The organism is Galbitalea sp. SE-J8 (assembly GCF_030345695.1).
In the GTDB taxonomy this organism is placed as follows: Bacteria; Actinomycetota; Actinomycetes; order Actinomycetales; family Microbacteriaceae; genus JAUASV01.
Genome location: NZ_JAUASV010000029.1, coordinates 1 through 23,825, shown reverse-complemented (window position 1 = coordinate 23,825; position 23,825 = coordinate 1). Strand labels below are relative to the sequence as shown.

Genomic DNA, 23,825 nt, shown 5'->3' with positions numbered 1-23,825 from the left:
GGCGTCCCCCGAAACCACCGGGCGGTAGGGTTTCCCCCGTGAGTACGACACGCGTCTTCGCCGCCCGGTTGGCGGGCTGCAGCGTGTTCGACCCGCTGGGCGACCGCGTCGGCAAGGTGCGCGACGTGCTCGTCGTCTACCGCGGCACGCAGGGCCCGCGCGTCGTCGGCTTCATCGTCGAGGTGTCGAGCAAGCGCCGCGTGTTCCTCTCGATCGGCCGGGTCACGAGCATCGGCTCCGGTCAGATCATCACGACCGGCGTCATCAACCTGCGCCGCTTCGAGCAGCGCGGCGGTGAGGTGCGCATCATCGCCGAGCTGCTCGGCCGCAAGGTCACCCTCGTCGACGGATCGGGCACCGCCACCATCGAGGACGTCGCGCTCGAGGAGACCGGCCCCGGCGAGTGGGAGGTCAGCCAGGTCTTCTGCCGGCGCCCGCGCACCGGCGCCTCGCCGTTCGCGAAGGGCACCACGGCCTTCGTGCGCTGGAGCGACATCCGCGAGAACCTGCCCGTGCAGGGCGAGGCGCAAGACGCCACCCAACTCGTCGCGAGCTACGGCGACATGCTGCCCGCCGACCTCGCGTCGACCCTGCTCGACCTGCCCGAGCAGCGCATGCTCGAGGTCGCCGACGAGCTGAGCGACGACCGCCTGGCCGACGTGCTCGAGGAGATGCCCGAGAGCGAGCAGGTCGAGATCCTGCAGCACCTCGACGACGAGCGCGCCGCCGACGTGCTCGACCAGATGCAGCCGGATGACGCGGCCGACCTCATCGCCCAGCTCGACGCCGAGCGCAGCGAGGCCCTGCTCGACCTGATGGAGCCGGAGGAGGCGGAGGACGTGCGCGCCCTCCTGCGCTACGACCCGGAGACCGCGGGCGGGCTCATGACCCCGGAGCCGATCATCGTCTCGGGTGACGCGACCGTCGCGGAGGGGCTCGCCCTCATCCGTCGGCACGAGCTCGCGCCGGCGCTCGGTGCCGCGATCTGCGTGACGCTGCCGCCGTACGAGCCGCCGACCGGCCGTTTCCTCGGACTCGTGCACTTCCAGCGGATGCTGCGCTACCCGCCCAACGAGCGGCTCGGCACCCTCGTCGACAACACCCTCGAGCCCGTGCACGCCACTGCGAGCGCGGCCGAGGTCGCGCGCGCGCTCGCGAGCTACAACCTCGTCTCCCTGCCGGTCGTGGACGACCGGCACCGCCTCGTCGGGGTGGTGACCATCGACGACGTCCTCGACTACCTCCTGCCGGATGACTGGCGAAGTACCGACGCGGATACCCCCGCGCCCGTACCGACCACGACCGCCACCATCCCCGTGAGAAGGAGGACGACGCATGGCACGCGCTGACCTCTCGAACTCCCGCGTCTCCCGCGCGCGCTCGCGCGACGAGTCGCGTCTCGACAGCCCCAAGGGCCTGAGCCGCCGCTTCGGCTTCCAGTGGCAGTCCAAGGACCGCTTCGGCCGCTTCACGGAGGCGATCGCGCGCGGCATGGGCACGCCCGCGTTCCTATTCGCGCTGCTGCTGTTCGTCATCCTCTGGATGAGCTACACGGCGTTCGCGCCGCACGACTGGCCGAAGGTCGACAGCGTCGCGAACGGGTTCACGGTGCTCACCCTCGCACTGTCGATCCAGGCCTCCGCCGGCACGCCCCTCATCCTGCTCGCGCAGAACCGGCAGGACGACCGCGACCGTGTGCAGATCGAGCAGGACCGGCAGCGGGCCGAGCGCAACCTCAACGACACCGAGTACCTCGCCCGCGAGATCGTGGCGCTGCGGCTCGCGATGCGCGACATGGCCACGAAGGACTTCATCCGCGCCGAGCTCAAGGCGATGCTCGAGGAGCTCGAGAAGCCCGACAAGGAGGAGTCGCCGGTCGACTAGCCTCCGCTGGTCGAGGAGCGCGCGACGCAGTCGCCCGCGTCTCGAGACCCGTGCACCGCCCATGACGCTCCCCCCGCCCGCCCGGCTCGCGGCCGACATCCGCACCGCGCTCGCGGGCGTGCTCGACCCCGAGATCCGGCGCCCGATCACCGAGCTCGACATGGTCGCGGGGATCGAGACGGATGCCGCCGGTGCCGCCACGATCGACCTGCGGCTGACGATCGTGGGCTGCCCCGCGTCCGTCCGCATCGAGCGGGACGTGCGCGCCGCGGCATCCGCGGTTCCCGGCGTGACGGATGTCGTGATCGAGCTCGGCGTGATGACCCCGGCCGAGCGGAACGCCCTCGTGACGCGGTTGCGCGCGGGGCGCCCGCGCGAGTCGCAGTTCGGGCCGGAGTCGCTCACCCGCGTGTACGCGGTGACGAGCGGTAAGGGCGGGGTCGGCAAGTCCTCGCTGACCGCCAACCTCGCGGTTGCGCTCGCGGCGCGGGGCCTCGCCGTCGGACTCATCGACGCCGACGTGCACGGCTTCTCGATCCCGGGGCTGCTCGGGGTCGCCGGCTCGCGACCGACGCGCGTCGGCGAGCTCATCCTGCCGCCGGTCGCGCACGACGTGAAGGTCATCTCGATCGGCATGTTCGCCGCATCCGCTACGGGGGACGAGGCGCCCTCGGTCGTGGCCTGGCGCGGGCCGATGCTGCACCGCACGGTGCAACAGTTCCTGACCGACGTGTTCTTCGGCGACCTGGACGTGCTGCTCATCGACATGCCGCCGGGCACGGGCGACGTCGCGATCAGCGTCGGGCAGTTGCTGCCCCAGGCGGAGTACCTCGTCGTGACGACCCCGCAGGCCTCGGCCGCCGAGGTCGCCGAACGGTCGGGACGGCTCGCGCTGCAGACCGGGCACGCGGTCGTCGGCGTCGTGGAGAACATGGCCGGGCTGGTGCAGCCGGACGGCACCGTGATCGACGTGTTCGGATCGGGCGGGGGCCGGGCGGTCGCGGGCCGCCTCGACGCGCCGCTGCTGGCATCCGTGCCCCTCTCGCTCGCGCTGCGCGCGGGCGGCGACGCGGGCGATCCGGTCGTGCTGACCGATCCGGCCGACCCGGGAGCCGCGGCGATCCTCGCCCTCGCGGACCGCCTCGCCGTGCGCCCGCGGGGCCTCGCGGGCCGCTCGCTCGGCGTCTCGCCCACCTGACGGCCTGGGCCTCGCCCCAGCCCTCCCCCGCTCGCGCCCCCTCCCCGTCCGTCCGCGCGCGCGTCCGCCCCTCCCGCTCCCCGCGCCCCGCGCCCCGCGCCCCTCGCCCCGCGCTACAACGGATTTCACGGAGAGTTGAGCGTCGGAGCACCGGATTGCCGCTTTCCGTGGGGAGAACACCCTCAGCATCCGTGAAATCCGTTGTAGCGCGAGGCGCGGGGCGGGGCGGGAGACAGGGCGGGCGCGGGGCAGCGCGGCGCCCGGATCAGCGCGGCTCGACGACCCGGGCGAGCAGTTCCGTGAGCACGCGCTCGACGATCGGGTCCGGGAGCGCCTCGATGAGCGCGAGCAGGGGCGCCATGCGCGGCGGGAGGCCGGCGGCATCCGCGGTTCCGTCCGGCGACGCGAGGCCGAGCGCGCCGAGCAGCGCCCACGCCTCCTCCGACGAGGGCACCCCGGCGAGCGCGGGAAGCCCCCCGAGCAGGGGCACCCCGGCGAGCGCGGGAAGCCCCCCGAGCAGCGGGGCCGCGTCGACCGGCGGCACGCCGCGCACCGCATCCGCCGCCGCGACGAGCGCGCCGCCCAGCACGGGCAGCACGCCCTGGGTGACGGGCGTGATCGTCAGGTGCGCCGTGCGGGGCACGGCACCGTGCGCCGGCTGCTGCTGCACGGACCAGCCGAGGGCGCGCGCCTCGTCCGCCCAGTGGTGCGGATCCACGCGGCGCGACGGGTCGACGGATGCGTCGGCCGCCACCGCGAACAGCGGCCCGACCGGCGCGCCCACGACGGCGAGCCCCTCGATCCCGCCGACGAGATCGATGAGCGCCGCGGTCGAGCGGCGGGTCGACCCCATGAGCTCGCCGAACCCCGACTCCCCCAGCGCGTGCACGATCGCCCAGGCCGCGGCGAGCGGCCCCGCGGACTTCGACCCGAGCACCGTCGGGTTGATCACCGGATACCCGGGCCAGTTCGTCGTCGCGAAGTACTGGTGCCGCTGCAGGTCCCGCCCGCGCTGGAGCAGCACGCTCACGCCCTTCGGCGCGTAGCCGAACTTGTGCAGGTCCGCCGAGATGCTCGTGACGCCGGGCACGCGCAGGTCCCACGGCGGGAGCGATTCATCGGCGGGTCCCGACCAGAACGGCAGCGCGAGCCCGCCGATGCACGCGTCGACGTGGCAACGGATGCCGCGCTCGGCCGCGGCCGCCGCGACCGCCTCGATCGGGTCGAGCGTCGCGGTCGGGTAGGCGGGGGCGGACACGACGACGAGCGCGACGTGCGGATCGAGCCGGGCGATCACATCCGCGGCGTCCACCGCACCCGTCGCAGACACCGGCACGAGGTCGAGGGTGAGCCCGAGGTAGTGGGCCGCCTTCTGGAACGCCGCGTGCGCGGTCTCGGGCGCGACGAGCCGGGGCACGATCCCCGCGCGCTCGACCGATCCGGCGCGCCACGCGTCGCGCGCCGTCTTCACCGCGAGCAGGCAGCTCTCGGTGCCGCCCGTCGTGACGGAGCCGACGACCGCTCCGCCCGCAGAGCCGTCCCCGCCGAGCAGCGAGCGCGCGAAGCCGACGACCTCGCTCTCCATCACGGCCACCGACGGGAAGGTCGTCGGATCGAGCCCGTTGAGGCTCTGCACGCGGGCCATCGCGTCCGCCGCGAGCGCGTCGAGCTCGGCCAGGCCCGAGTCGTAGACGTAGGAGAGCACGCGTCCGCCATGAGTCGGGGCGTCAGCGGCGCGCAGGGCGTCGAGCCGGGCCAGGATGGCGTCCGCGTCGAACGCGATCACGCTGGGGGCTCCGACACCCCGGTACCCGCACCGGCCCCAGCCCCGGCCGCCGACTCACCCAGCGCTCCCGCGGAACCCGCATCCGCCACACCGTCGGCGTCCGCGCGGCGCAGCCGGTACCCGCGGAACACGACGAGGCTCGCCGCGAGGAACGCCGCGGGCACGACGCTGAACGCGAGCACGATGCCGAGCACCGCCGACGCGGGCTGCACGACCTCGGTCGTGCCCGCCCAGGCGATGTACCCGGTGACCGCGAGGACGATCGTCAGCGCGGTCGAGCCGAGCGCCATGCCCGTCGTCTCGCCCGCGGTCCACACGCCGCCGAACGTGCCGGCGGCATCCGCTCCCGTCGCGCGCGCGTCGTGCGTGATGACGTCGGGCAGCATCGCCATCGGCAGCGACTGCATGCCCGCGTAGCCGGCGCCCGCGAGCCCGACCGGAACGAACAGCCACTCGCCCGGCGTCACCGCGAGCAGCGTGAGCGCGAGCGCCGCGACGCCGAAGAGCACGGATGCCGCCACGAATCCGCGCTCCTTGCCGATCCGCCGCGCGACCGCCTGCCAGACCGGGGCGAACAGCAAGGCGGGGCCGATGAGGGCGACGAAGAGCACGTCGACGGCGCCCTCGTCGTGCAGCACCCAGGTCGCCACGTACTGCGCCCCGGCGAGCATCATGCCGGTCGCGAGCGCCTGCAGCCCGAACGTGCCGAGCAGTGCGCGGAACGGCCGGCTGCGGCGGAGCGCGGCGAAGCCGAGACGGTAGCTGTCCCGGATGCGCACCGCGCCCGGCACCACCGACCCGCCCCGCCCCGGCGCCACCACCCCGCCCGGCGCCACCGACCCGCCCCGGCGCGGGGCGACGCGCGAGGAGACGAGCATGCCGAGCCCGATGACCACGCCGGCGACGAGTGCCATGAGCAGGTACCCGAGGTGCTCGTCGTCGCCGCCGAGGCGGCGCAGCGACGGGCCGCCCGCCCCGAACAGCAGGATCGCGAGCGTCAGCACGACGACCCGCACGCTGAGCAGGCGCGTGCGCTCGTCGTAGCTCGACGAGAGCTCCGCGGGCAGCGCGATGTAGGGCACCTGGAACAGCGAGAACGCGGTCGCGGTCGCCGTGAACGCGACGAGCACCCACAGGCCGGCCGCGACATCCGGAAGCCCCGCGGGCACGGCGAACGTGAGCAGGAAGAACACCGGCAGCAGCACGCCGCCGAGCACCATGAAGCGCCGGCGGGAGCCGGTGCGCGCGAGGCTGCGGTCGCTCCACGCGCCGATCACGGGGTCGATGACGACGTCCCACACCTTCGCGGCCGTGACGAGCGCGCCCGCGGCGAGCGCCGCGATGCCGAGCGTGTCGGTGAGGAAGTACACGAGCACGAGACCCGGCAGCGTCGCGAAGCCGCCGGTGCCGAGCGACCCGATCGCGTACGTCGCGATCGTGCCGGCTGAGACGCGACGCGGCGCCGCGACCACCTGCTGCTGGGAGTCCGCCTCGGGCCGGGCCATGGCGGAAGCCTATCGATGCGCCGGCACCGGTCCTCACTAGGCTGGCGGCCATGGCTGGTCAGGTCACCGTTCCCGGGCCCATCGACCGCGCGCTCAGCGACGAGCTCATCGCCGACCTCGTCAGCTCGGGCGCCGGGCCCGTCTCCGTCATCGCGCCGTTCACGGGCGCCGAGCTGCACACCTTCCGCGCGAGCACGGCGCAGGACGTGACGGATGCCGCTGCCGCCGCCCGCGTCGCCGCGCTCGCCTGGCAGCAGGCCGGCGCCGCGCACCGCCGCCGCGTGCTGCTGCGCGCCCACGATCTGCTGCTGGAGCGTCGCGAGCTGCTGCTCGACGTGCTGCAGACCGAGACGGGCAAGACCCGCGGGCAGGCGTTCGAGGAGGTGTTCCAGGGAGCGACCGTGACGCGCTACTACGCGCTCACCGCCGAGCGCGTGCTGCGCGAGCACGGCCGCCGCGCCGGCATCCCGGTGGTCATCTCCACGCGGGTGGGCACGAGACCGAAGGGCGTCGTCGGCGTCGTCACGCCGTGGAACTATCCGCTCAGCCTCGCCCTCATGGACGTCGTCCCCGCCCTCGCCGCCGGCAACGGCGTCGTGCAGAAGGCCGACGACCAGGGCGTGCTCACCGTGCTCGCCGCGCGCCGTGCGTTCATCGAGGCCGGGGTGCCCGCCGCGCTCTGGAGCGTCGTCGCGGGCGATGGCGAGACGATCGGCAACGCCGTCGTCGACACCGCCGACTACGTGTGCTTCACGGGCTCCACCGCGACCGGCACGCGCGTCGCGACCCGGGCCGCCGGCCGCCTCATCGGCGCGTCGATGGAGCTCGGCGGCAAGAACCCGATGATCGTGCTCGACGACGTCGACCCCGAGAAGGCCGCCGCCGACGCTACCTACGCGTGCTTCTCCTCCGCCGGCCAGCTGTGCGTCTCGATCGAGCGCATCTACCTGGTCGCCGGCGTGGCCGACGCGTTCGTCGCGACGTTCACCCGGCGGGTGCGCTCGCTCGCGCTGGGCGCGGCGTACGACTTCAGCACGGATGTCGGCTCGCTCGCGACGGCCGCCCAGCTCGAGCGGGTCACGGCCCACGTCGACGACGCGATCGCCCGCGGCGCGACGGTGCTCGCGGGCGGCCACGCGCGCCCCGACCTCGGCCCGTACTTCTTCGAGCCCACGGTGCTCACGGGCGTCACGAGCGAGATGGCCTGCGATCGGAACGAGACCTTCGGCCCGGTCGTCGCCATCCACGTCGTCGACGATGCCGAGGAGGCGATCGCCCGCGCCAACGACAGCGACTTCGGGCTCAACGCGAGCGTGTTCTCGGGCAGCGTGCGCCGGGCGCGCGCGGTCGCGAACGCGCTCGACGCGGGCAGCGTCAACATCAACGAGGGCTACCGCGCGACCTTCTCGAGCGTCGACGCGCCGATGGGCGGCATGAAGCAGTCGGGCGTCGGCCGCCGCAACGGCCCCGAGGGCATCCTCCGCTTCGTCGAGCAGCGCACGGTCGCCGCATCCACCGGTCTGCTCACCCTCCCGCGCACGGGGCGCGAGTTCGGGCGCATGGCGGCCGTGATGGTGACGCTGCTCAGGACGCTGCGGGCCACGCACCTCAAGTAGCGCGCCCGGAGGAGAGCGGATGACGCGGGACGGCAGCGCCGACGCGCCCGACGGTGACGTCGCGGCCCCCGCATCCGCGCCCCACGCTCCCCCGCGGATCAACGCGGTGTTCCGGGTCCACGACGACGCCGGCGCGCGCTTCCCGCTCGTCGAGACGCCGCGGTCGGAGCTCGAGCGCGAGGCGGCGTTGCTCGGCGAGCTCGCCGAGATCGTGCAGGCCGTGTTCGCGCTGCCGTACTACCGCGACAGCAACCCCGGCATGGTCGCCGGAGCGCTCGCGACGCTCGAGTGCGTGCTCACGCGCGACTGATCGGGGTCGCCCGCGCTCGGGCGGGGCACGCCGCGGTCACGCCCGCGCTGGGGCGGGCGCACGCCGCGGTCAGGTGCCGGTCAGGTCGCCTCGGAGTCGAACGGCGCCGTGGCGCCGCGCTCCATGGCCCGCTTGCGCTGGGCGTAGGCGGTCTCCCGCGGCGCGCCCGAGCTCACCGGCTTGATCACCGGCTCCGGCTCGTCGTCGAGCAGGGCGTCGCGGATGATGCGGCGCGGGTCGTACTGGCGCGGATCGAGCTTCTTCCAGTCGACCTCGTCGTACTCGGGACCCATCTCCTCCCGCAGGCGCTCCTGCGCGCCCTTCGCGAGGTCGCGCAGCGCGCGCACGCCCTTCGCGAGCTGCGAGGCGTAGTGCGGCAGGCGCTGCGGCCCGAGGATGATGACGGCGAGCAGCGCGATGACGAGCAGCTTGTCGAAGCTCAGACCGAACAGGGACCCCACTCGATAAGGATACTCGGCCGGTCCTCCCCGGCCCCGAGCGCCCCATCGCCTACGCTGAGCGGGTGCCGGAGAAGGAACTGAACTGGAAGTTCGCCGACGACTACGTCGTCGAGCCCGAGGCGATCGCCCAGGCCCGCCAGCACTCCATCGAGGTCGGCGTCGAGCCGGTCTCCCCCGCCGTCGGCGCCCAGCTCGCCGTGCTCGCCGCCGCGTCGAACGCCACGTCGATCGTCGAGATCGGCACCGGACTCGGGGTGAGCGCGCTGTGGCTGCTGCGCGGCGCCCCCGAGGCGACCCTCACCTCGATCGACGCCGAGGCGGAGCACCAGGTCGCCGCGCGTCACGCGCTCGCCGCCGCCGGGGTGCCGTCCGGCCGCATCCGTCTCATCGCCGGTCGCGCCCTCGAGGTGCTGCCGCGCATGAACGAAGCCAGCTACGACCTCGTGCTCGTGGATGCCGACGCGGCATCCGTCATCGAGTACGTCGAGCACGCCCTGCGTCTCGTGCGCGTCGGCGGCACCGTCGCCGTGGCACACGCGCTCTGGCACGACCGGGTCGCGAACCCGGCCCGGCGGGAGGAGCGCGAGGTCGCGTTCCGCACGCTGCTCAAGGAGATCGGTCGCTCGGAGGCCGTCGTGAGCACGCTGTCGCCCGCGGGCGACGGTCTGCTGCAGCTCGTCAAGCTCGGCGACTGACCCCGACGCCGGCCGAGCAGGCCGGGGTCGCTCGGCCGGCGGGGACCGGGGTTAACGACGGAAGAACCGCCCGGCGCGGCCGAGCGGTTCTCCCGAAGGTCAAGGTCTAGACGGCGGCGACGACCGCGGCGAGCGCGTCGTGCAGCTCCTTCGCCTCGTCGTCGTTCACGGAGACGACCAGGCGCCCGCCGCCCTCCAGGGGTACGCGCACGATGATCAGGCGCCCCTCCTTGACAGCCTCCATCGGTCCGTCACCGGTCCTCGGCTTCATGGCTGCCATGACGTGTCCCCTTTCGTCGGTACCGGACTATTATCCCGGATGCCGGCGACCCGCGCTGACACGCTGGGGATGGGCCTCGATCACGGCGGCGTCCAGTCGTAGCCGTCGACCGCCCAGGCGATGTGCACCCAGTACACCTGTCCCGCGATGCACGCGAGCACGAGCAGCACCCGGTAGAGCCGGGAGCGCGGGAGCGCGAGCGCGCCGAGCGCCGGGAACAGCGGAATCAGGATGCGGAACGTGCTCGACTGCGGGAAGAACACCGCGAGCGTGTAGAGCAGGTAGCTCGCGAGCCAGGCGCGCAGGTCGGTCCCGAGCCGCCTGAGCGGCGGCGTGAACAGCGCGACCCCGATCGCGATCACGACGAGCACGAGCACGGCGACGCCGAGCGTGCCGTTCCAGCCGGCGCGGGCGAACCACCACTGGGCGCCCTGCACCCACGGCGTGAACGGCAGCAGGTCCGAGTAGCCGATGTACGGCATCCGCCAGGCGAGCTCGGTCTCGGTGTACGCGCCCGCGTCGCCGGTGGCGAGCCACGCGACGACCGGCCAGGCGAGCCCCGCCACCGCGGACGCGGCCGTCGCGACGACAGCCGCGACGCGCTCGCGCGGGCCGAACGCGGCATCCGCTCTGCGCGCGAACCGCACGACGACGTGGATCGCGAGCGTCAGCGCGAAGGCGATGCCGCCGGGGCGGGTCAGATCCATGAGCACGACGACCGGGATGAGCGCGAGGTACCGGTGCTGCGCGAGCAGCAGGATGGCGACGGCGAGCAGCAGCAGGAACAGCGGCTCCGCGTAGTCCACCTGCAGGATCGGCGACAATGGGGCGACGCAGAACAGCGCCACGGCGAACAGCGCGGTGCCCGGCGGCAGCAGGCGCGCGAACACGCGGTGCACGACGAGGGCGGCGCCCGCCGCGCTGAGCACCGAGACGACGACCCCCGCCGCCTGGAACGGGAGCGCGGTGAGGAGCATCACGCCGCGGGCGAGCAGCGGATAGAGCGGCAGGAACGCCCACGCGTTCTCGCCCACGTGACCGTCCGCGGTGAGCGGCAGCTCGCTCGGATACCCCGTGACGGCGACGATCCAGTACCAGTTGCCGTCCCAGATGCCTGCGAAGGCGGCGTAGCCCGGCTGGGGTCCGGTCCACGCGTTCTGCGCCTGGTGCGCGGCGAACCACAGCAGGATCGCCGTCGTCACGATGCGCGACGCGACGAAGACCGCGAGCACCGCGAGCGTGGTGCGAACGGATGCCGGCACGCGGCCCCACAGCCCGGCCCACGTCGCCCGCGGGTCCGCCGCCGCCGCACGCGTCCCGCCTTCCGCTGCGCGCATCCCGCCTTCCGCTGCGCGCATCCCGCCTTCCGTTGCCGCCCGCGGCTCCCGCGCCTCCGCCGCCGCCCGCAACGGAAATGCAGGAGTCACCGATGACATCCGCGGTGCGTCGCCCGTCATCGCACGGCTCCAGCATCCGGAACCGCGCACCACTCCTGCATTTCCGTGCTGCGCGTCGTGCCTTCCGCCGCCGCGCGCATCCCGCCTTCCGCCGCCGCCCGCGGCTCCCGCGCCTCCGCCGCCGCCCGCAACGGAAATGCAGGAGTCACCGATGACATCCGCGGTGCGTCGCCCGTCATCGCACGGCTCCAGCATCCGGAGCCGCGCACCACTCCTGCATTTCCGTGCTGGCGGCCGTCCGCGGGGTCCGCGCACGTCGGGTCAAGCCGCCACCAGCCACACCCCCACGGGTCAAGCCGCCACCAGCCACACCCCCACGGGTCAAGCCGCCGTCAGCCACGCCCGCAGGCCGTCCTCGACCGCGGTGATCTGGTGCAGGGCGACGCGCTCGTCGTCGGCGTGCGCTTTGAGCGGGTCGCCCGGGCCGTAGTTGACCGCCGGAACGCCGAGGCGGGAGAAGCGCGCGACATCCGTCCAGCCGTACTTCGGCCGGGGCTCGCCGCCGACCGCGCCGACGAAGTGCTGTGCGATCGGGCTCGTCAGGCCGGGGCGCGCACCCTCGGCGAGGTCGAGCACCTCGATCTCGTACCCGGCGAACACGTCCCGCAGGTGGGCGATCGCCTCCTCGCCCGAGCGCGACGGCGCGAAGCGGTAGTTGACGTGCAGGGTGGCCGCATCCGGAATCACGTTGCCCGCGATGCCGCCCGCGATGCCGACCGCGTTGAGGCCCTCGCGGTAGACGAGCCCGTCGACCTCGACCTGGCGGGGTTCGTACGCGGCGAGCGCCGCGAGCGCGGGCGCGAGGTCGTGGATGGCGTTGTGGCCGACCCAGGACCGCGCCGAGTGGGCGCGCAGCCCGTGGGTGCGCACGTACACGCGGAGATTGCCGTTGCATCCGCCCTCGATCGCGGCGTTCGACGGCTCACCGAGGATCGCGAAGTCGCCGACGAGCAGGTCCGGCCGCTCCTGGGCCAGGCGGCCGAGGCCGTTGAGCTCCTCGCCGACCTCCTCGTGGTCGTACCAGATCCAGGTGATGTCGTATGCCGGCGCGACGAGCTCGAGCGCGAGCTTGAGCTGCACCGCGCAGCCGGCCTTCATGTCGACGGTTCCGCGGCCCCATAGGTACTCGACGCCGTCGATCGTCTCGGGGCGGGTCGGCACGTTGCCGTTGATCGGCACCGTGTCGATGTGCCCCGCGATCACCACGCGCTGCGCCCGGCCGAGGCTCGTGCGCGCGACGACCGTGTCGCCGTACCGGCTCAGCTCGAGGTGGGTCGCCGACTCCAGCGCCTGCTCGATCGCATCCGCGATTCCGCGCTCGTCGTCGGACACCGAAGGGATGTCGCACAGCTGCCGGGTGATGTCGATCGACGTCTGCGAGAGGTCGAGTACGGGCAGGGTCGGGTCCGCGACAGGCATGGGCGTCAGTCTACGAAACGGCGCTGCGGGAACGGGGCGGGCGGGGTGCCGTCGGGGCGCGGGCGCGGTCGTCGGCGCGGGCGCCGTCGTCGGCGCTACGCGGTCGGCCCCGGTGGCCCCCGGTAGCCTGGGCGTATGACCCGCCACGCTTGGGGCTACGGCCTCGCGACGGTGTCCTCGGACGGCACCGTTCTCGACACCTGGTTCCCGCAGCCCGGCCTCGGCGCGTTCCCCGGGTCGGATCGCCACATCGCCCCCGCCGAGTTCGAACAGCTCATCGCGCCCGACGAGCGGCGCGCCGTGCGGGTGGACTTCGTGACGGTCGAGATCGACCTGGATGCGGCCCCCGCATCCGTTCCGGACGCCTACCTCCGCCTGCACTTGCTCTCGCACACGCTCGTCGCGCCCAACACGATCAACCTCGACGGGCTCATCCCGCTGCTGCCGATCGTCGTGTGGACCTCCGTCGGCCCCGTGCACCCCGCCGACTTCGCACGGGTGCGCTTCGGCCTGCGGCGCGCGGGCGTCGCGATCCAGGGCATCGACAAGTTCCCGCGACTGCTCGACTACGTCACGCCGCCGCGGGTGCGGATCGCGGATGCCGCCCGAGTGCGCCTCGGCGCCCACCTCGCGCCGGGCACGACCGTCATGCACGAGGGATTCGTCAACTTCAACGCGGGCACGCTCGGCACCTCGATGGTGGAGGGGCGCATCTCGCAGGGCGTCGTCGTGGGCGACGGCTCGGACATCGGCGGCGGCGCCTCGATCATGGGCACCCTGTCGGGTGGCGGCCAGCACCGCGTCTCGATCGGGGAGCGCGCGCTGCTCGGAGCGAACTCGGGCATCGGCATCTCCATCGGCGACGACTCGGTCGTCGAGGCCGGCCTCTACGTCACGGCCGGCACGAAGGTGCGGGTGCTTCCGGGCGCGGGAGCGGGCACCGCGGCTGGCGCCGGCGGGTACCCGGGCGCGGGAGCGGGCACCGCGGCTGGCGCCGGCGGCTCCGGGTCCGGCCCCGCCGCCGGCGCTGAGGGCGGCACCGACGGGTCGGGCGAGCCGCGGATCGTGAAGGCGGCGGAGCTCTCGGGCGTCCCCGGCATCCTGTTCCGCCGGAACTCGCTGACGGGCGGGGTCGAGGCGGTCCCCCGCGCGGGCCACGGCATCGAGCTCAACGCGGCGCTGCACGCGTAACCCCGCCCTCTCGCGCGCCCGCCCGCCCGCACGCCCGGCCCGCACGCACGCACGCCCGCCCGCCCGCACGCCCGCGCCAACCCGCGCCCGGCCCCACCCCGCCCGCGCCAACCCGCGCCCGGCCCGAACCCCGCGCCCGGCCAGTCCCGCCGGGTCCCCGCCGGGTCCCCGCCACATCCCTCCCGCCCGGTCACGGAAATGCAGGAGGCGGATGCGGCACGCGACGCCGCATCCGCGTGGATTCGGCAACGACGCGCCGGACGAGGAGCACGGCTCCTGCATTTCCGTGGTTGTGCACAGGGGCCAGCCGTCCACAGTTCCCGAGCTCGCACCCCGCCGGACGCCGCGGCGGCCGATTGTTCGCGGCATGCGGAACCTCGACGACATCCGGACATGCGGTGGCCTCGCCGCGACCCACGAACTCCTCGCGCTGGGGTGGACTGAGCACGATCTGCGATACGCAGTGCGGAGCGGCGCGATCATCCGGGTGCGGCAGGGGTGGTACTGCCTGCCGTCGACGGATGAGGAGCTCCAGCGCGCGGCAAGAGTGGGCGGCCAACTGTCGTGCCGTGCAGCGGCACAGCGGCACGGGATGTGGGTGCGCAACGCCTTCGGCTTGCACGTCGCGGTGCCCGACCACGACGCGCGCCTCCGATCGCCGCACGATCATCACGTGCGCCTCCGCGACCACGCCGCTCCCGACATCCGCGTGCACTGGACCGTGCGTCAGAGAACCGACGGCGACCGCTTCGTGCTCTCGCCGCTCGAGTGTCTCCGCAGCCTGATCGGGTGCGAGAGCCCCGAGTGGATCGTCGCGGCGGCCGACTCCGCGCTTCGGCACGGCCTGATCACCAGCACGGAATGGCGACGCTCGATCGCAGAACTTCCGACCGCGCTCCGCGACCTCCTGGGCCGCGTCGATGCGCGCTCCGAGTCGATCACCGAGTCGCTCATGCGATTCCGGCTCTCAATGCTCGGCATCGCCGCCCGCCCGCAGGTCGAGATCGCCGGGGTCGGACGCGTGGACCTCCTGGTCGCGGAACGCCTCGTGATCGAGCTCGACGGATGGGATTTCCACCGCGAGCGGGAGCAGTTCGAGAACGACCGTCGCCGCGACGCGGTCCTCGCGGCTCGCGGATACCGCGTCCTCCGCTTCACCTACCGCATGCTCGTGCGCCAGTGGCCCCTGGTGCGCGCTGCCCTGCTGCGCGCAGTGAGCGAGCTCGAGACGGCGTAAGGCCGGCGCGCCGCGGAACGGCCCGCAGCGTTGGGTGCGGTGCGGTCGAGCGCCGCCACGGTCGAGCGCTGACACGCTCGAGCGCCGGCACGGTCGATCGCCGACATCGTCGAGCTCCGACATCACGGAAATGCAGGAGCGCGGCGCCGCGCGCACGAGCCGCGCCCCCGAATCACGCGAACGTCTCTTCGGTGACGCTCGGATGCTCCTGCATTTCCGTGATCGCGGGGAGGGCTTCCGCGGTGGGGCCGCACTGGGCGGAGCGCCCGGAGGAGCAGCGGCAGCGGCACGCGGAGCGGCGCAGCGCGGCGCCGCACAGCGGCCCGGCGCAGCGGCGCGGCTCAGCGGCGCGGCTCAGCGGGCGGTCGGCCAGTCGCGCTCCGGGGGTCCCACGTAGAGCTGCTGCGGACGGCCGATCTTCGTCGCCGGGTCGTTGTTCGCCTCGCGCCAGTGCGCGATCCAGCCGGGCAGGCGGCCGATCGCGAACAGCGGGGTGAACATCCGCGACGGGAAGCCCATCGCCTTGTAGATCACGCCCGTGTAGAAGTCGACGTTCGGGTAGAGCTTGCGCGACACGAAGTAGTCGTCGTCGAGGGCGATCTGCTCGAGCTCGCGCGCGATGTCGAGCAGCGGGTCCTCCACGCCGAGCGACTCGAGCACCTCATCCGCGCTCTCCTTCACGAGGCGGGCCCGCGGGTCGTAGCTCTTGTAGACGCGGTGCCCGAAGCCCATCAGGCGGATGCCGGACTCCTTGTTCTTGACCTTCTCGACGAACGTGCGCACGCCCTCGCCGGAGTCGCGGATCTGGGCGAGCATGTTGAGCACGGCCTCGTTCGCCCCTCCGTGCAGCGGGCCGAAGAGCGCGTTGATGCCCGCCGAGATGGACGCGAAGATGTTCGCCTCCGTCGAGCCGACGAGCCGCACGGTCGACGTCGAGGCGTTCTGCTCGTGGTCCTCGTGCAGGATGAGCAGCCGGTCGAGCGCCTTCGAGAGCACCGGGTCGATCTGGTACGGCTCGGCCATCGTGCCGAAGTTGAGTCGCAGGAAGTTGTCGACGAACGACAGCGAGTTGTCCGGGTAGAGGAACGCCTGCCCGAGCGCCTTCTTGTGCGCGTAGGCCACGATCACCGGCAGCTTCGCGAGCAGACGGATGATCGCGAGCTCCACCTGCTCGGGATCGTGCACGTCGAGCTCGCCCTCGTAGTACGTGGAGAGCGCGGAGATCGCCGACGACAGCACCGACATCGGGTGGGCGGTCGCGGGCAGCGCGTCGAAGAAGCGCTTGAGGTCCTCGTGCAGCAGGGTGTGGCGACGGATGCGGTCGTCGAAGTCCTCGAGCTCCGCCGCGGTCGGCAGCTCGCCGTAGATGAGCAGCCAGGCGACCTCGAGATAGGTCGAGTTCTTGGCGACCTGCTCGATCGGGTAGCCGCGGTAGCGCAGGATGCCCTGGTCGCCGTCGATGTACGTGATCGCGCTCTTCGTCGAGGCGGTGTTCACGAAGCCCTGATCGAGCGTCGTGAGGCCGGTCTGCCGCATGAACGTGGCGATGTCGACGGTGTCGCGGCCGTCGACGGCGCGCAGGATCGGGAACTCCGCCGTCCCACCCGGGAACTGCAGCGTCGCCGTCGAGGGGTCGGGAATGTCGGTCACGTCTACAGCCTATTCGGCGCGTGTTGCCGTCGCGTACTTCACAACGGGAAGCGGATGCCGTTGTGCGTTCGCGACGAACGTCGCGCGCGGCGCATCCCGGCTTCCGTTCCCGCGGCGCCGTTCGGCGAGCGCCGGGCCGCGCCGTCGTCGGCCCGCCGGCACTGCGCGGCCGCCAGCACTGCGCGGCCGCCAGCACTGCGCGGCCGCCGGCACTGCGCGGCCGCCAGCACTGCGCGGCCGCCAGCACTGCGCGGCCGCCGGCACTGCGCGGCCGCCGGCACTGCGCGGCGGCCCGCCGATCACGGAGACCTACCCGAGCGCTCCCAGGCGCTCGGCCGCGGCGGCGATCGCGGCATCCGTTGCGGTGAGCGCGACGCGCACGTGCCGCGCGCCGGCCTCGCCGTAGTACGCGCCGGGCGCGACGAGGATGCCGAGGCCGGCGAGCGCGTCGACGGTGGCCCAGCAGTCCTCGTCGCGGGTCGCCCACAGGTAGAGGCCGCCGTCGCTGCGGTCGATGCGGAAGCCGGCGCCGGCGAGCGCGGGCAGCAGCACGGCGCGACGGGCCGCGTACACGGCGCGCTGGGCGGCGACGTGCGCGTGGTCGGCGAGTGCGGCCGCCATCGCGATCTGCACGGGCGCGGGCGGCATGAGTCCGACGTTCTTCCGAACGGCGAGCAGCTCCGCGACGAGCGCGGCGTCGCCCGCGACGAGGCCCGCGCGATACCCCGCGAGGTTCGACTGCTTGCTGAGCGAGTAGACGGCGAGCAGGCCGCTGCGGTCGTCGCCGACCACGCGGGCGTCGAGAACGGATGCCGCGGGCTCCCCGCCGTCGCTCCAGACCAGCTCGGCGTAGCACTCGTCGCTCACGAGCACGGCGCCGAGCGCGCGCGCCCGCGCGACCGCGGCGCGCAGCCACCCGACGTCGCGCACGGTGCCGTCGGGGTTCGCGGGCGAGTTGATCCAGATGAGCGCCGCGCCGTCCGGCCAGTCCGCCGGGTCGTCGGCCGCGACCGCGGTCGCGCCCGCGAGCGCCGCGCCGACCGCGTAGGTCGGGTAGGCGAGCACGGGGTGCACGACGATGTCGCCGGCGCCCAGGCCGAGCATGTGCGGCAGGGTCGCGACGAGCTCCTTCGAGCCGATCGTCGGGATGACCTCGTCGACGCTCAGGCCGGGCACGCCGCGCCGGGCGGCGAACCACGCGACGATCGCCTCACGCAGTGCGGGCGAGCCGGCGGTGGCGGGGTAGGCGTGCGCATCCGTCGCCTCGGCGAGCGCGCGACGCACGAGGTCCGGGGTCGGGTCGACGGGCGAGCCGACGGACAGGTCGACGATGCCGTCGGGATGCGACCGGGCGCGCGCCGCGAAGGGCGCGAGCGAGTCCCAGGGGAAGTCGGGCAGGGTGAGCGGGCGCCGGGCCATGGCGGTGCGCGGCCTCAGTGGTCGCGCGGGCCGAGCGCTGCGATGAACGGCGCGTCGTAGTCGACGGCGCCGACCTTGGACGCGCCGCCGGGCGAACCCAGCTCGCTGAAGAACTCGACGTTGGCGGTCGTGTAGTCCGCCCACTCGCCCGGCAGGTCGTCCTCGTAGAAGATCGCCTCGACCGGGCACACCGGTTCGCAGGCCCCGCAGTCGACGCACTCGTCGGGCTGGATGTAGAGGCTGCGGCCGCCCTCGTAGATGCAGTCGACCGGGCACTCGTCGATACAGGCGCGGTCCTTGACGTCGACGCAGGGCTCGGCGATCACGTAGGTCACGGTGCGGAATTACCTTTCGAGGGGATCGGCTCCGATTCTACGCGGCGAGCGCCCGGGGCTCCGACGAGTGCCCCCGCGCACGTTCTCGTCGCTCGAGGAGACGCACGGGACGGAAGCGGTCGATCGCCGCGACTCAGCGCCCGCCGTCCACGACGTAGCGCTCCACGCGCGCGATCGGCTCCCACACGCCGTTCGCCCCCGCGAACCGGTCCCCCTCGACGACGAGCTGGCTGCGATGCGCCCGCAGCGCCGCACGCTTGCGGTCGAGCACGGGCGTGACGTCGATCACGCTCCCGCCGCTCGCGCCCCCGCGGCCCTCGCCGCCCCAGGCGCCCGCGGCGCCCGCGCCCGCGATCGCGAGGAACGCGGCCCCGACGGATGCCGCGGCCGCCCGCGCCGCCCGGCCGGCGAGCACGTGGTCCGGATGCCCGTACCCGCCCCCGTCGTCGTAGCTCACGACGACGCCCGCGCCGGTCTCGACGACGACCGAACGGATGTCGCCCACGATCTCCTCGAACCCGGCGGCCGTGAGCCCGGCGGCCGTGAACGCGTCGGCCGCGAGCTGCGGGGCGGGAGCGGCCCGCCCATCCGCTCCCCACACCATCCCGGAGTCCGTGTAGCGGCGCCGTCCGCCCCCGAGCCAGCGGTGCTTGCGCACGCCGAGCGCGTCGAGCGCCGCGGCGAGCTCGAGCGAGCGGTGCGCGCCGAGCGCCTCGGCATCCCCGGCAAAGGACGCCAGCGCGGGGTCGACGACCTCGCCGAGCTCGCCCCGGGTGCAGGTGAGCAGGACGGGCGACGGCCCGTCGCCCGCGGCGAGCAGCGCGAGCCATCCGCCCGTCGAGATCGACTCGTCGTCGGGGTGGGCGTGCACGAAGAGCAGCCGATCGGGGTCCACGAGTGGACAGCCTAGGGAGCCGGGTGTACGGTCAACTTCGGTAAGGCAACCCTTACCTCACCAGCATCGACCCGGAAGCCCGCATGCTCGCCACCATTCTCATCGGTCTGCGCGAGGGCCTCGAGGCCGCGCTCGTCGTCGGCATCCTCATCGCCTACGTCACGAAGATCGGCCGCCGCGACGTGCTGCCGCGGCTCTGGCTCGGCATCGCCGGCGCGATCGTCGTCTCGCTCGGCGTCGGCGCGCTGCTCACCTACGGCCCCTACGGCCTGAGCTTCCAGGCGCAGGAGATCATCGGCGGCGGCCTCTCGATCGTCGCCGTCGGCATGGTCACCTGGATGGTGTTCTGGATGGCGCGGCACGCCCGTCATCTCACGAGCGAGCTCGAGGCGCAGGCGGATGCCGCCCTGCACGCGAGCGGCCGGGCCATCGTGCTCCTCGGCCTCATCAGCGTCGGCCGCGAGGGCATCGAGACGGCGCTCTTCGTGTGGGCGAGCGCGAAGTCGGGCGTGAACCCGGGGCTCGGCTTCCTCACCGCGATCATCGGCATCGTCATCGCCTGCGCGCTCGCCTGGGCGATCTTCCGCGGCGTCGTGCGCGTGAGCCTCTCGCGGTTCTTCCGCTGGACCGGACACCTGCTCGTGCTCGTGGCCGCGGGCGTGATCGCGTACGGGCTCGGCGAGCTGCAGGAGGCATCCGTGCTGCCCGGATACGGCTCGATCGCCTACAGCCTCGCGGGCGTCGTGCCGCCGACGAGCTGGTACGGCTCGCTGCTCACCGGCCTGTTCAGCTTCACGGCGGAGCCGACCTGGGTGCAGCTCGTCGCCTGGGCGCTCTACCTCGTCGTCGTCACGATCCTGTTCGTGCGGGCGAGCGCGCGCTCGCGGCCCGCACGCCCGCGCTCGTCGACCGCGCGCCCGGACGACGCCGGCACGCGAACGGATGCCACGCGAACGGATGCCACGCGCGCTGATGCCACGCGCACTGATGCCACGCAGGCATCCGTCGCGACCTCCCGCTGATCCACGCCCACGGCCCCCTCCCTCTCCCCCACGCACCGCACCGCACCGTCCCCATCCGCACCGCCCCCCATCCAGCCCCCTGAGGAGACCCATGTCCCGCACCGCCCTGATCGCCGTCCCAGCGACGGCGACCATCGCTCTGCTGCTCGCCGGCTGCGTGCCGAACAACCCGGCCTCGACCGGATCCGGCGCCGCCGCCGCTCCGCTCACGGTCGCGATCGACGACACCAGCTGCGCCGTATCCGCGTCGACCGCGACCGCGGGCACGCTCACCTTCTCGCTCACGAACTCGGGCACCGACGTCAACGAGTTCGAGATCCTCGCCGAGGACCAGCTGCGCATCGTCGGCGAGAAGGAGAACCTCGCGCCCGCCCAGACGATCGACTACACCGTGCAGCTGAACCCCGGCACCTACTACACGGCCTGCAAGTTCCAGCTCATCGGCGAGCCGATCGGGCTCACCGAGTTCACCGTGACGGGCGACGCGGTCGCCGTCGACGCCGACACGAAGCAGCTCGCGGACGCCGCCGCCGCCAACTACGTCGGCTACCTCAAGGACCAGGTCGGCCAGCTCACGCCGGCCGTGCAGAAGCTCGTCGACGCGTACGAGTCGGGCGACGACGACACGGCGCGCGCCCTGTTCGCCTCGACGCGCGTGTTCTACGAGCGCATCGAGCCGACCGCGGAGGCGTTCGGCGACCTCGACCCGAAGATCGACTACCGGGAGGTCGACGCGCTCGCCGAGGGCCTCGACTGGACCGGTTTCCACCGGATCGAGAAGGACCTCTGGGCACCGAAGTCCGGCGACCTCAACTCCGACGACACCGACGCCCTCGCCGGCTGGGCGCCCTCGACGCCCGCGGAGCGCAAGAAGCTCGGCGACCAGCTCGTCGCGGATGTCGCGCAGCTCAACCAGCTCGTCACGGCATCCGACTTCACCGTCGGCCTCGCCGACATCTCGAACGGCGCCATCGGCCTGCTCGACGAGGTCGCGACGAGCAAGATCTCCGGCGAGGAGGACTGGTGGAGCCACACCGACCTCTCCGACTTCGAGGCCAACGTGCAGGGCGCCGATGTGGCCTACGGCTACGTGCGCGACATCGCCGCGGCGAGGGGCGACGAGGGCGCGAAGCTCGTGAAGGAGATCGACACGCAGTTCGCGGCGCTCGACGCACTGCTCGCGACGTACGGCTCGATCGACGCGGGCTTCACCCCGTACGACGAGGTCACCGAGGCCCAGCGCAAGCAGCTCAGCGACCAGGTGAACGCCCTCGCCGAGCCGCTCTCGAACCTCACCCAGGCGGTGCTCGGCAAGGCATGACCGGCACACCCGCACCATCCGACAAGACGGATGCCGCACCATCCGACGAGACGGATGCCGCTTCCGCGGCGTCCGTCGAGGCGGCGAATCCGGCGCACGTGTCGCGTCGCGGGCTGCTCGGCCTGATCGGCGCGGGCGCGGCGGGTCTCGCCGTCGGCGGCGCGGGGGGTGCGGCGATCGCCGCGGGCGTCGCGAGCGCCACCGGCGCCACGGGCTCCGCGACCTACCCGTTCTTCGGCACGCACCAGGCCGGCATCGTCACGCCCGCACAGGACCGGCTGCACTTCGCGGCTTTCGACATGGCGGCATCCGCGACGCGCGACGACCTCGTCGCACTCCTCACCGACTGGACGGATGCCGCGGCGCGCATGACCCAGGGCCTCGAGGTCGGCGACGGTGCGACCGGCGCGCAGTACGCCCCGCCGGACGACACCGGCGAGGCCGTGGGCCTGCCGGCATCCGGGCTCACGATCACGTTCGGCTTCGGGCCGACCCTGTTCGAGACGGCCGCGGGCGTCGACCGGTTCGGCATCGCCGGCCGTCGACCGCCCGAGCTCGCCGACCTGCCGCGCTTCCTCGGCGACGACCTCGACCCGGCGCGCAGCGGCGGCGACCTGTGCATCCAGGCGTGTGCCGACGATCCGCAGGTCGCGGTGCACGCCATCCGCAACCTCAGCCGGATCGCGTTCGGGCGCGCCGTCATCCGCTGGTCGCAGCTCGGATTCGGGCGAACGTCCTCGACCTCGACGAGCCAGACCACGCCGCGCAACCTGTTCGGCTTCAAGGACGGCACGGCCAACCTCAAGGCCGAGGACACCGCCGAGGTGAACGAGCACGTCTGGGTCGGCGGCGACTCCTGGCTCGCGGGCGGCAGCTACCTCGTGGCGCGCCGCATCCGCATGCAGATCGAGGTCTGGGACCGCCAGCAGCTCGTCGACCAGGAGCAGACCATCGGGCGCGACAAGCGCGAGGGCGGTCCGCTCTCCGGCGGCACCGAGTTCACGGCGCCGAACTTCCACCGGACGCTCGCGGATGGGTCTCCCGCGATCCCGACGGACGCGCACGTGCGGCTCGCGCATCCGTCGAACAACGGCGGCGCCGCCCTGCTGCGCCGCGGCTACAACTTCACCGACGGCACCGACGCGCTCGGCCGGCTCGACGCGGGGCTGTTCTTCATCACGTTCCAGTCATCGCCCGAGGCGTTCGTGACCGTGCAGCGCTCGCTCGCGACGGACGCCCTCAACGAGTACATCCAGCACGTGGGCAGCGCCGTGTTCGCGGTGCCGCCGGGCGCGACGACGGGCTCCTACGTCGGCGCGGGCCTGTTCTCCTAACCGATCCGCCGGTCGAGCAGCCCGCGAGCGCAGCGAGCCGGCGTCTCGAGACCACACCCTCGCAGCAACGAGCCGTACTGGTCTCGAGACGCGAGCGACTCCGTCGCGCGCTCCTCGACCACCGGGACGGGGAACGCCGCGCGCTCCTCGACCACCGGAACTCGACATCGAACGACGCGGCAAGCACCCCCGCCGCTGGTCGAGGAGCGCCCGAACTACCGCTGGTCGAGGAGCCCGCGAGCGAAGCGAGCCGGCGTCTCGAGACCACACCCTCGCAGCAACGAGTCGTGGTGGTCTCGAGACGCGAGCGACTCCGTCGCGCGCTCCTCGACCAGCGGGACGGGGCGCGCCGCGCGCTCCTCGACCACCGGAACGCGACATCGAACGACGCGGCAAGCACCCCCGCCGCTGGTCGAGGAGCCCCAGAACTACCGCTGGTCGAGGAGCCCGCGAGCGCAGCGAGCCGGCGTCTCGAGACCACACCCTCGCAGCAACGAGCCGTAATGGTCTCGAGACGCGAGCGACTCCGTCGCGCGCTCCTCGACCACCGGGACGGGGCGCGCCGCGCGCTCCTCGACCACCGGGACGGGGCGCGCCGCGCGCTCCTCGACCACCGGAACTCGACATCGAACGACGCGGCAAGCACCCCCGCCGCTGGTCGAGGAGCGCCCGAACTACCGCTGGTCGAGGGTCAAGCCCCAGGTAGTGGTGTAGCTCGGGTTCCTTCGAACTGTTGATGGTTCAGGCGGTGAGTTCGAGGGCGCTGTCGGTGGAGACCTCCTTGGCGTCGGTGTCGGTGTCGGTGTCGGT

Annotated in this window: 21 protein-coding genes; 11 read left to right on the top strand and 10 right to left on the bottom strand. The window is 73.3% G+C overall.

Features of this window, described 5'->3' with window-relative positions:
• The first annotated feature begins 38 nt into the window (after window positions 1–38).
• The 3 genes from QT381_RS14595 (at window position 39) to QT381_RS14585 (ending at window position 3,082) form a co-directional block, all read left to right on the top strand.
• Window positions 39–1,349: a magnesium transporter MgtE N-terminal domain-containing protein gene (locus tag QT381_RS14595; protein ID WP_289249768.1), complete on the top strand. Its 1,311-nt coding sequence runs from the start codon at window positions 39–41 to the stop codon at window positions 1,347–1,349.
• A complete protein-coding gene (locus QT381_RS14590) occupies window positions 1,336–1,884 on the top strand; it encodes a DUF1003 domain-containing protein (protein ID WP_289249767.1) in 549 nt (182 codons plus the stop codon). Before QT381_RS14595 ends, QT381_RS14590 begins: the two co-directional genes overlap by 14 nt.
• Before the next feature lie 61 nt (window positions 1,885–1,945).
• Window positions 1,946–3,082, top strand: a complete 1,137-nt coding sequence (locus QT381_RS14585) for an Mrp/NBP35 family ATP-binding protein (protein ID WP_289249766.1) — start codon at window positions 1,946–1,948, stop codon at window positions 3,080–3,082.
• Between the two features lie 265 nt (window positions 3,083–3,347).
• Here the strand turns inward: QT381_RS14585 and QT381_RS14580 are convergent, their stop codons facing one another.
• Window positions 3,348–4,868: a pyridoxal phosphate-dependent decarboxylase family protein gene (locus QT381_RS14580; RefSeq protein WP_289249765.1), complete on the bottom strand. Its 1,521-nt coding sequence runs from the start codon at window positions 4,866–4,868 to the stop codon at window positions 3,348–3,350.
• Complete coding sequence (locus QT381_RS14575; protein WP_289249764.1) at window positions 4,865–6,373, bottom strand: MFS transporter; 1,509 nt, start codon at window positions 6,371–6,373, stop codon at window positions 4,865–4,867. The genes QT381_RS14580 and QT381_RS14575 overlap by 4 nt, the downstream gene beginning before the upstream one ends.
• A 50-nt stretch (window positions 6,374–6,423) precedes the next feature.
• Here QT381_RS14575 and QT381_RS14570 point away from each other — a divergent pair, with 50 nt between their 5' ends.
• On the top strand, window positions 6,424–7,989 hold the full coding sequence (locus QT381_RS14570; protein WP_289249763.1) for a succinic semialdehyde dehydrogenase: 1,566 nt from the start codon (window positions 6,424–6,426) through the stop codon (window positions 7,987–7,989).
• 19 nt (window positions 7,990–8,008) lie between these two features.
• Complete coding sequence (locus QT381_RS14565) at window positions 8,009–8,299, top strand: hypothetical protein (RefSeq protein WP_289249762.1); 291 nt, start codon at window positions 8,009–8,011, stop codon at window positions 8,297–8,299.
• 80 nt (window positions 8,300–8,379) lie between these two features.
• Here QT381_RS14565 and QT381_RS14560 read toward each other — a convergent pair whose 3' ends face one another.
• On the bottom strand, window positions 8,380–8,760 hold the full coding sequence (locus QT381_RS14560; RefSeq protein ID WP_353889789.1) for a twin-arginine translocase TatA/TatE family subunit: 381 nt from the start codon (window positions 8,758–8,760) through the stop codon (window positions 8,380–8,382).
• Window positions 8,761–8,822: 62 nt separating this feature from the next.
• Here QT381_RS14560 and QT381_RS14555 point away from each other — a divergent pair, with 62 nt between their 5' ends.
• On the top strand, window positions 8,823–9,455 hold the full coding sequence (locus tag QT381_RS14555) for an O-methyltransferase (RefSeq protein ID WP_289249761.1): 633 nt from the start codon (window positions 8,823–8,825) through the stop codon (window positions 9,453–9,455).
• Window positions 9,456–9,561: 106 nt separating this feature from the next.
• On the opposite strand, the gene QT381_RS14550 is transcribed toward QT381_RS14555, so the two are convergent.
• From QT381_RS14550 to dapE, 3 genes are all read right to left on the bottom strand, one after another.
• The gene (locus tag QT381_RS14550; RefSeq protein ID WP_289249760.1) at window positions 9,562–9,735 is read right to left on the bottom strand and encodes a DUF3117 domain-containing protein; all 174 of its coding nucleotides are present in this window, start codon (window positions 9,733–9,735) and stop codon (window positions 9,562–9,564) included.
• Window positions 9,736–9,815: 80 nt separating this feature from the next.
• Window positions 9,816–11,072: a hypothetical protein gene (locus tag QT381_RS14545; RefSeq protein ID WP_289249759.1), complete on the bottom strand. Its 1,257-nt coding sequence runs from the start codon at window positions 11,070–11,072 to the stop codon at window positions 9,816–9,818.
• A 441-nt stretch (window positions 11,073–11,513) separates the two neighbouring features.
• Window positions 11,514–12,611 carry a succinyl-diaminopimelate desuccinylase gene (gene dapE, locus QT381_RS14540; protein ID WP_289249758.1) on the bottom strand — a complete coding sequence of 366 codons (1,098 nt, stop codon included), beginning with the start codon at window positions 12,609–12,611 and terminating at the stop codon, window positions 11,514–11,516.
• Between the two features lie 135 nt (window positions 12,612–12,746).
• Between dapE and QT381_RS14535 the strand changes: the two genes are divergently transcribed.
• Together QT381_RS14535 and QT381_RS14530 are read left to right on the top strand one after the other, a co-directional pair.
• Window positions 12,747–13,802, top strand: coding sequence for a DapH/DapD/GlmU-related protein (locus QT381_RS14535; protein ID WP_289249757.1), 1,056 nt, complete (start codon window positions 12,747–12,749; stop codon window positions 13,800–13,802).
• A gap of 673 nt (window positions 13,803–14,475) precedes the next feature.
• On the top strand, window positions 14,476–15,039 hold the full coding sequence (locus tag QT381_RS14530) for an endonuclease domain-containing protein (protein WP_289249756.1): 564 nt from the start codon (window positions 14,476–14,478) through the stop codon (window positions 15,037–15,039).
• A 354-nt stretch (window positions 15,040–15,393) separates the two neighbouring features.
• Here QT381_RS14530 and QT381_RS14525 read toward each other — a convergent pair whose 3' ends face one another.
• From QT381_RS14525 to QT381_RS14510, 4 genes are all read right to left on the bottom strand, one after another.
• Window positions 15,394–16,689 (bottom strand): citrate synthase, encoded by a 1,296-nt coding sequence (locus tag QT381_RS14525; protein WP_289249755.1) that lies wholly within the window; start codon window positions 16,687–16,689, stop codon window positions 15,394–15,396.
• 309 nt (window positions 16,690–16,998) lie between these two features.
• On the bottom strand, window positions 16,999–18,108 hold the full coding sequence (gene dapC, locus QT381_RS14520; RefSeq protein ID WP_289249754.1) for a succinyldiaminopimelate transaminase: 1,110 nt from the start codon (window positions 18,106–18,108) through the stop codon (window positions 16,999–17,001).
• Between the two features lie 14 nt (window positions 18,109–18,122).
• Window positions 18,123–18,443, bottom strand: coding sequence for a ferredoxin (gene fdxA, locus QT381_RS14515; protein WP_289249753.1), 321 nt, complete (start codon window positions 18,441–18,443; stop codon window positions 18,123–18,125).
• Window positions 18,444–18,576: 133 nt separating this feature from the next.
• Window positions 18,577–19,338: a PIG-L family deacetylase gene (locus QT381_RS14510; RefSeq protein WP_289249752.1), complete on the bottom strand. Its 762-nt coding sequence runs from the start codon at window positions 19,336–19,338 to the stop codon at window positions 18,577–18,579.
• A gap of 83 nt (window positions 19,339–19,421) precedes the next feature.
• On the opposite strand from QT381_RS14510, the gene efeU reads away from it, so the two are divergent.
• The 3 genes from efeU (at window position 19,422) to efeB (ending at window position 23,015) form a co-directional block, all read left to right on the top strand.
• Complete coding sequence (efeU, locus tag QT381_RS14505) at window positions 19,422–20,360, top strand: iron uptake transporter permease EfeU (RefSeq protein WP_289249751.1); 939 nt, start codon at window positions 19,422–19,424, stop codon at window positions 20,358–20,360.
• 91 nt (window positions 20,361–20,451) lie between these two features.
• The gene (gene efeO / locus QT381_RS14500; protein ID WP_289249750.1) at window positions 20,452–21,681 is read left to right on the top strand and encodes an iron uptake system protein EfeO; all 1,230 of its coding nucleotides are present in this window, start codon (window positions 20,452–20,454) and stop codon (window positions 21,679–21,681) included.
• Window positions 21,678–23,015, top strand: coding sequence for an iron uptake transporter deferrochelatase/peroxidase subunit (efeB, locus tag QT381_RS14495; RefSeq protein WP_289249749.1), 1,338 nt, complete (start codon window positions 21,678–21,680; stop codon window positions 23,013–23,015). Before efeO ends, efeB begins: the two co-directional genes overlap by 4 nt.
• Window positions 23,016–23,825 lie beyond the last annotated feature (810 nt).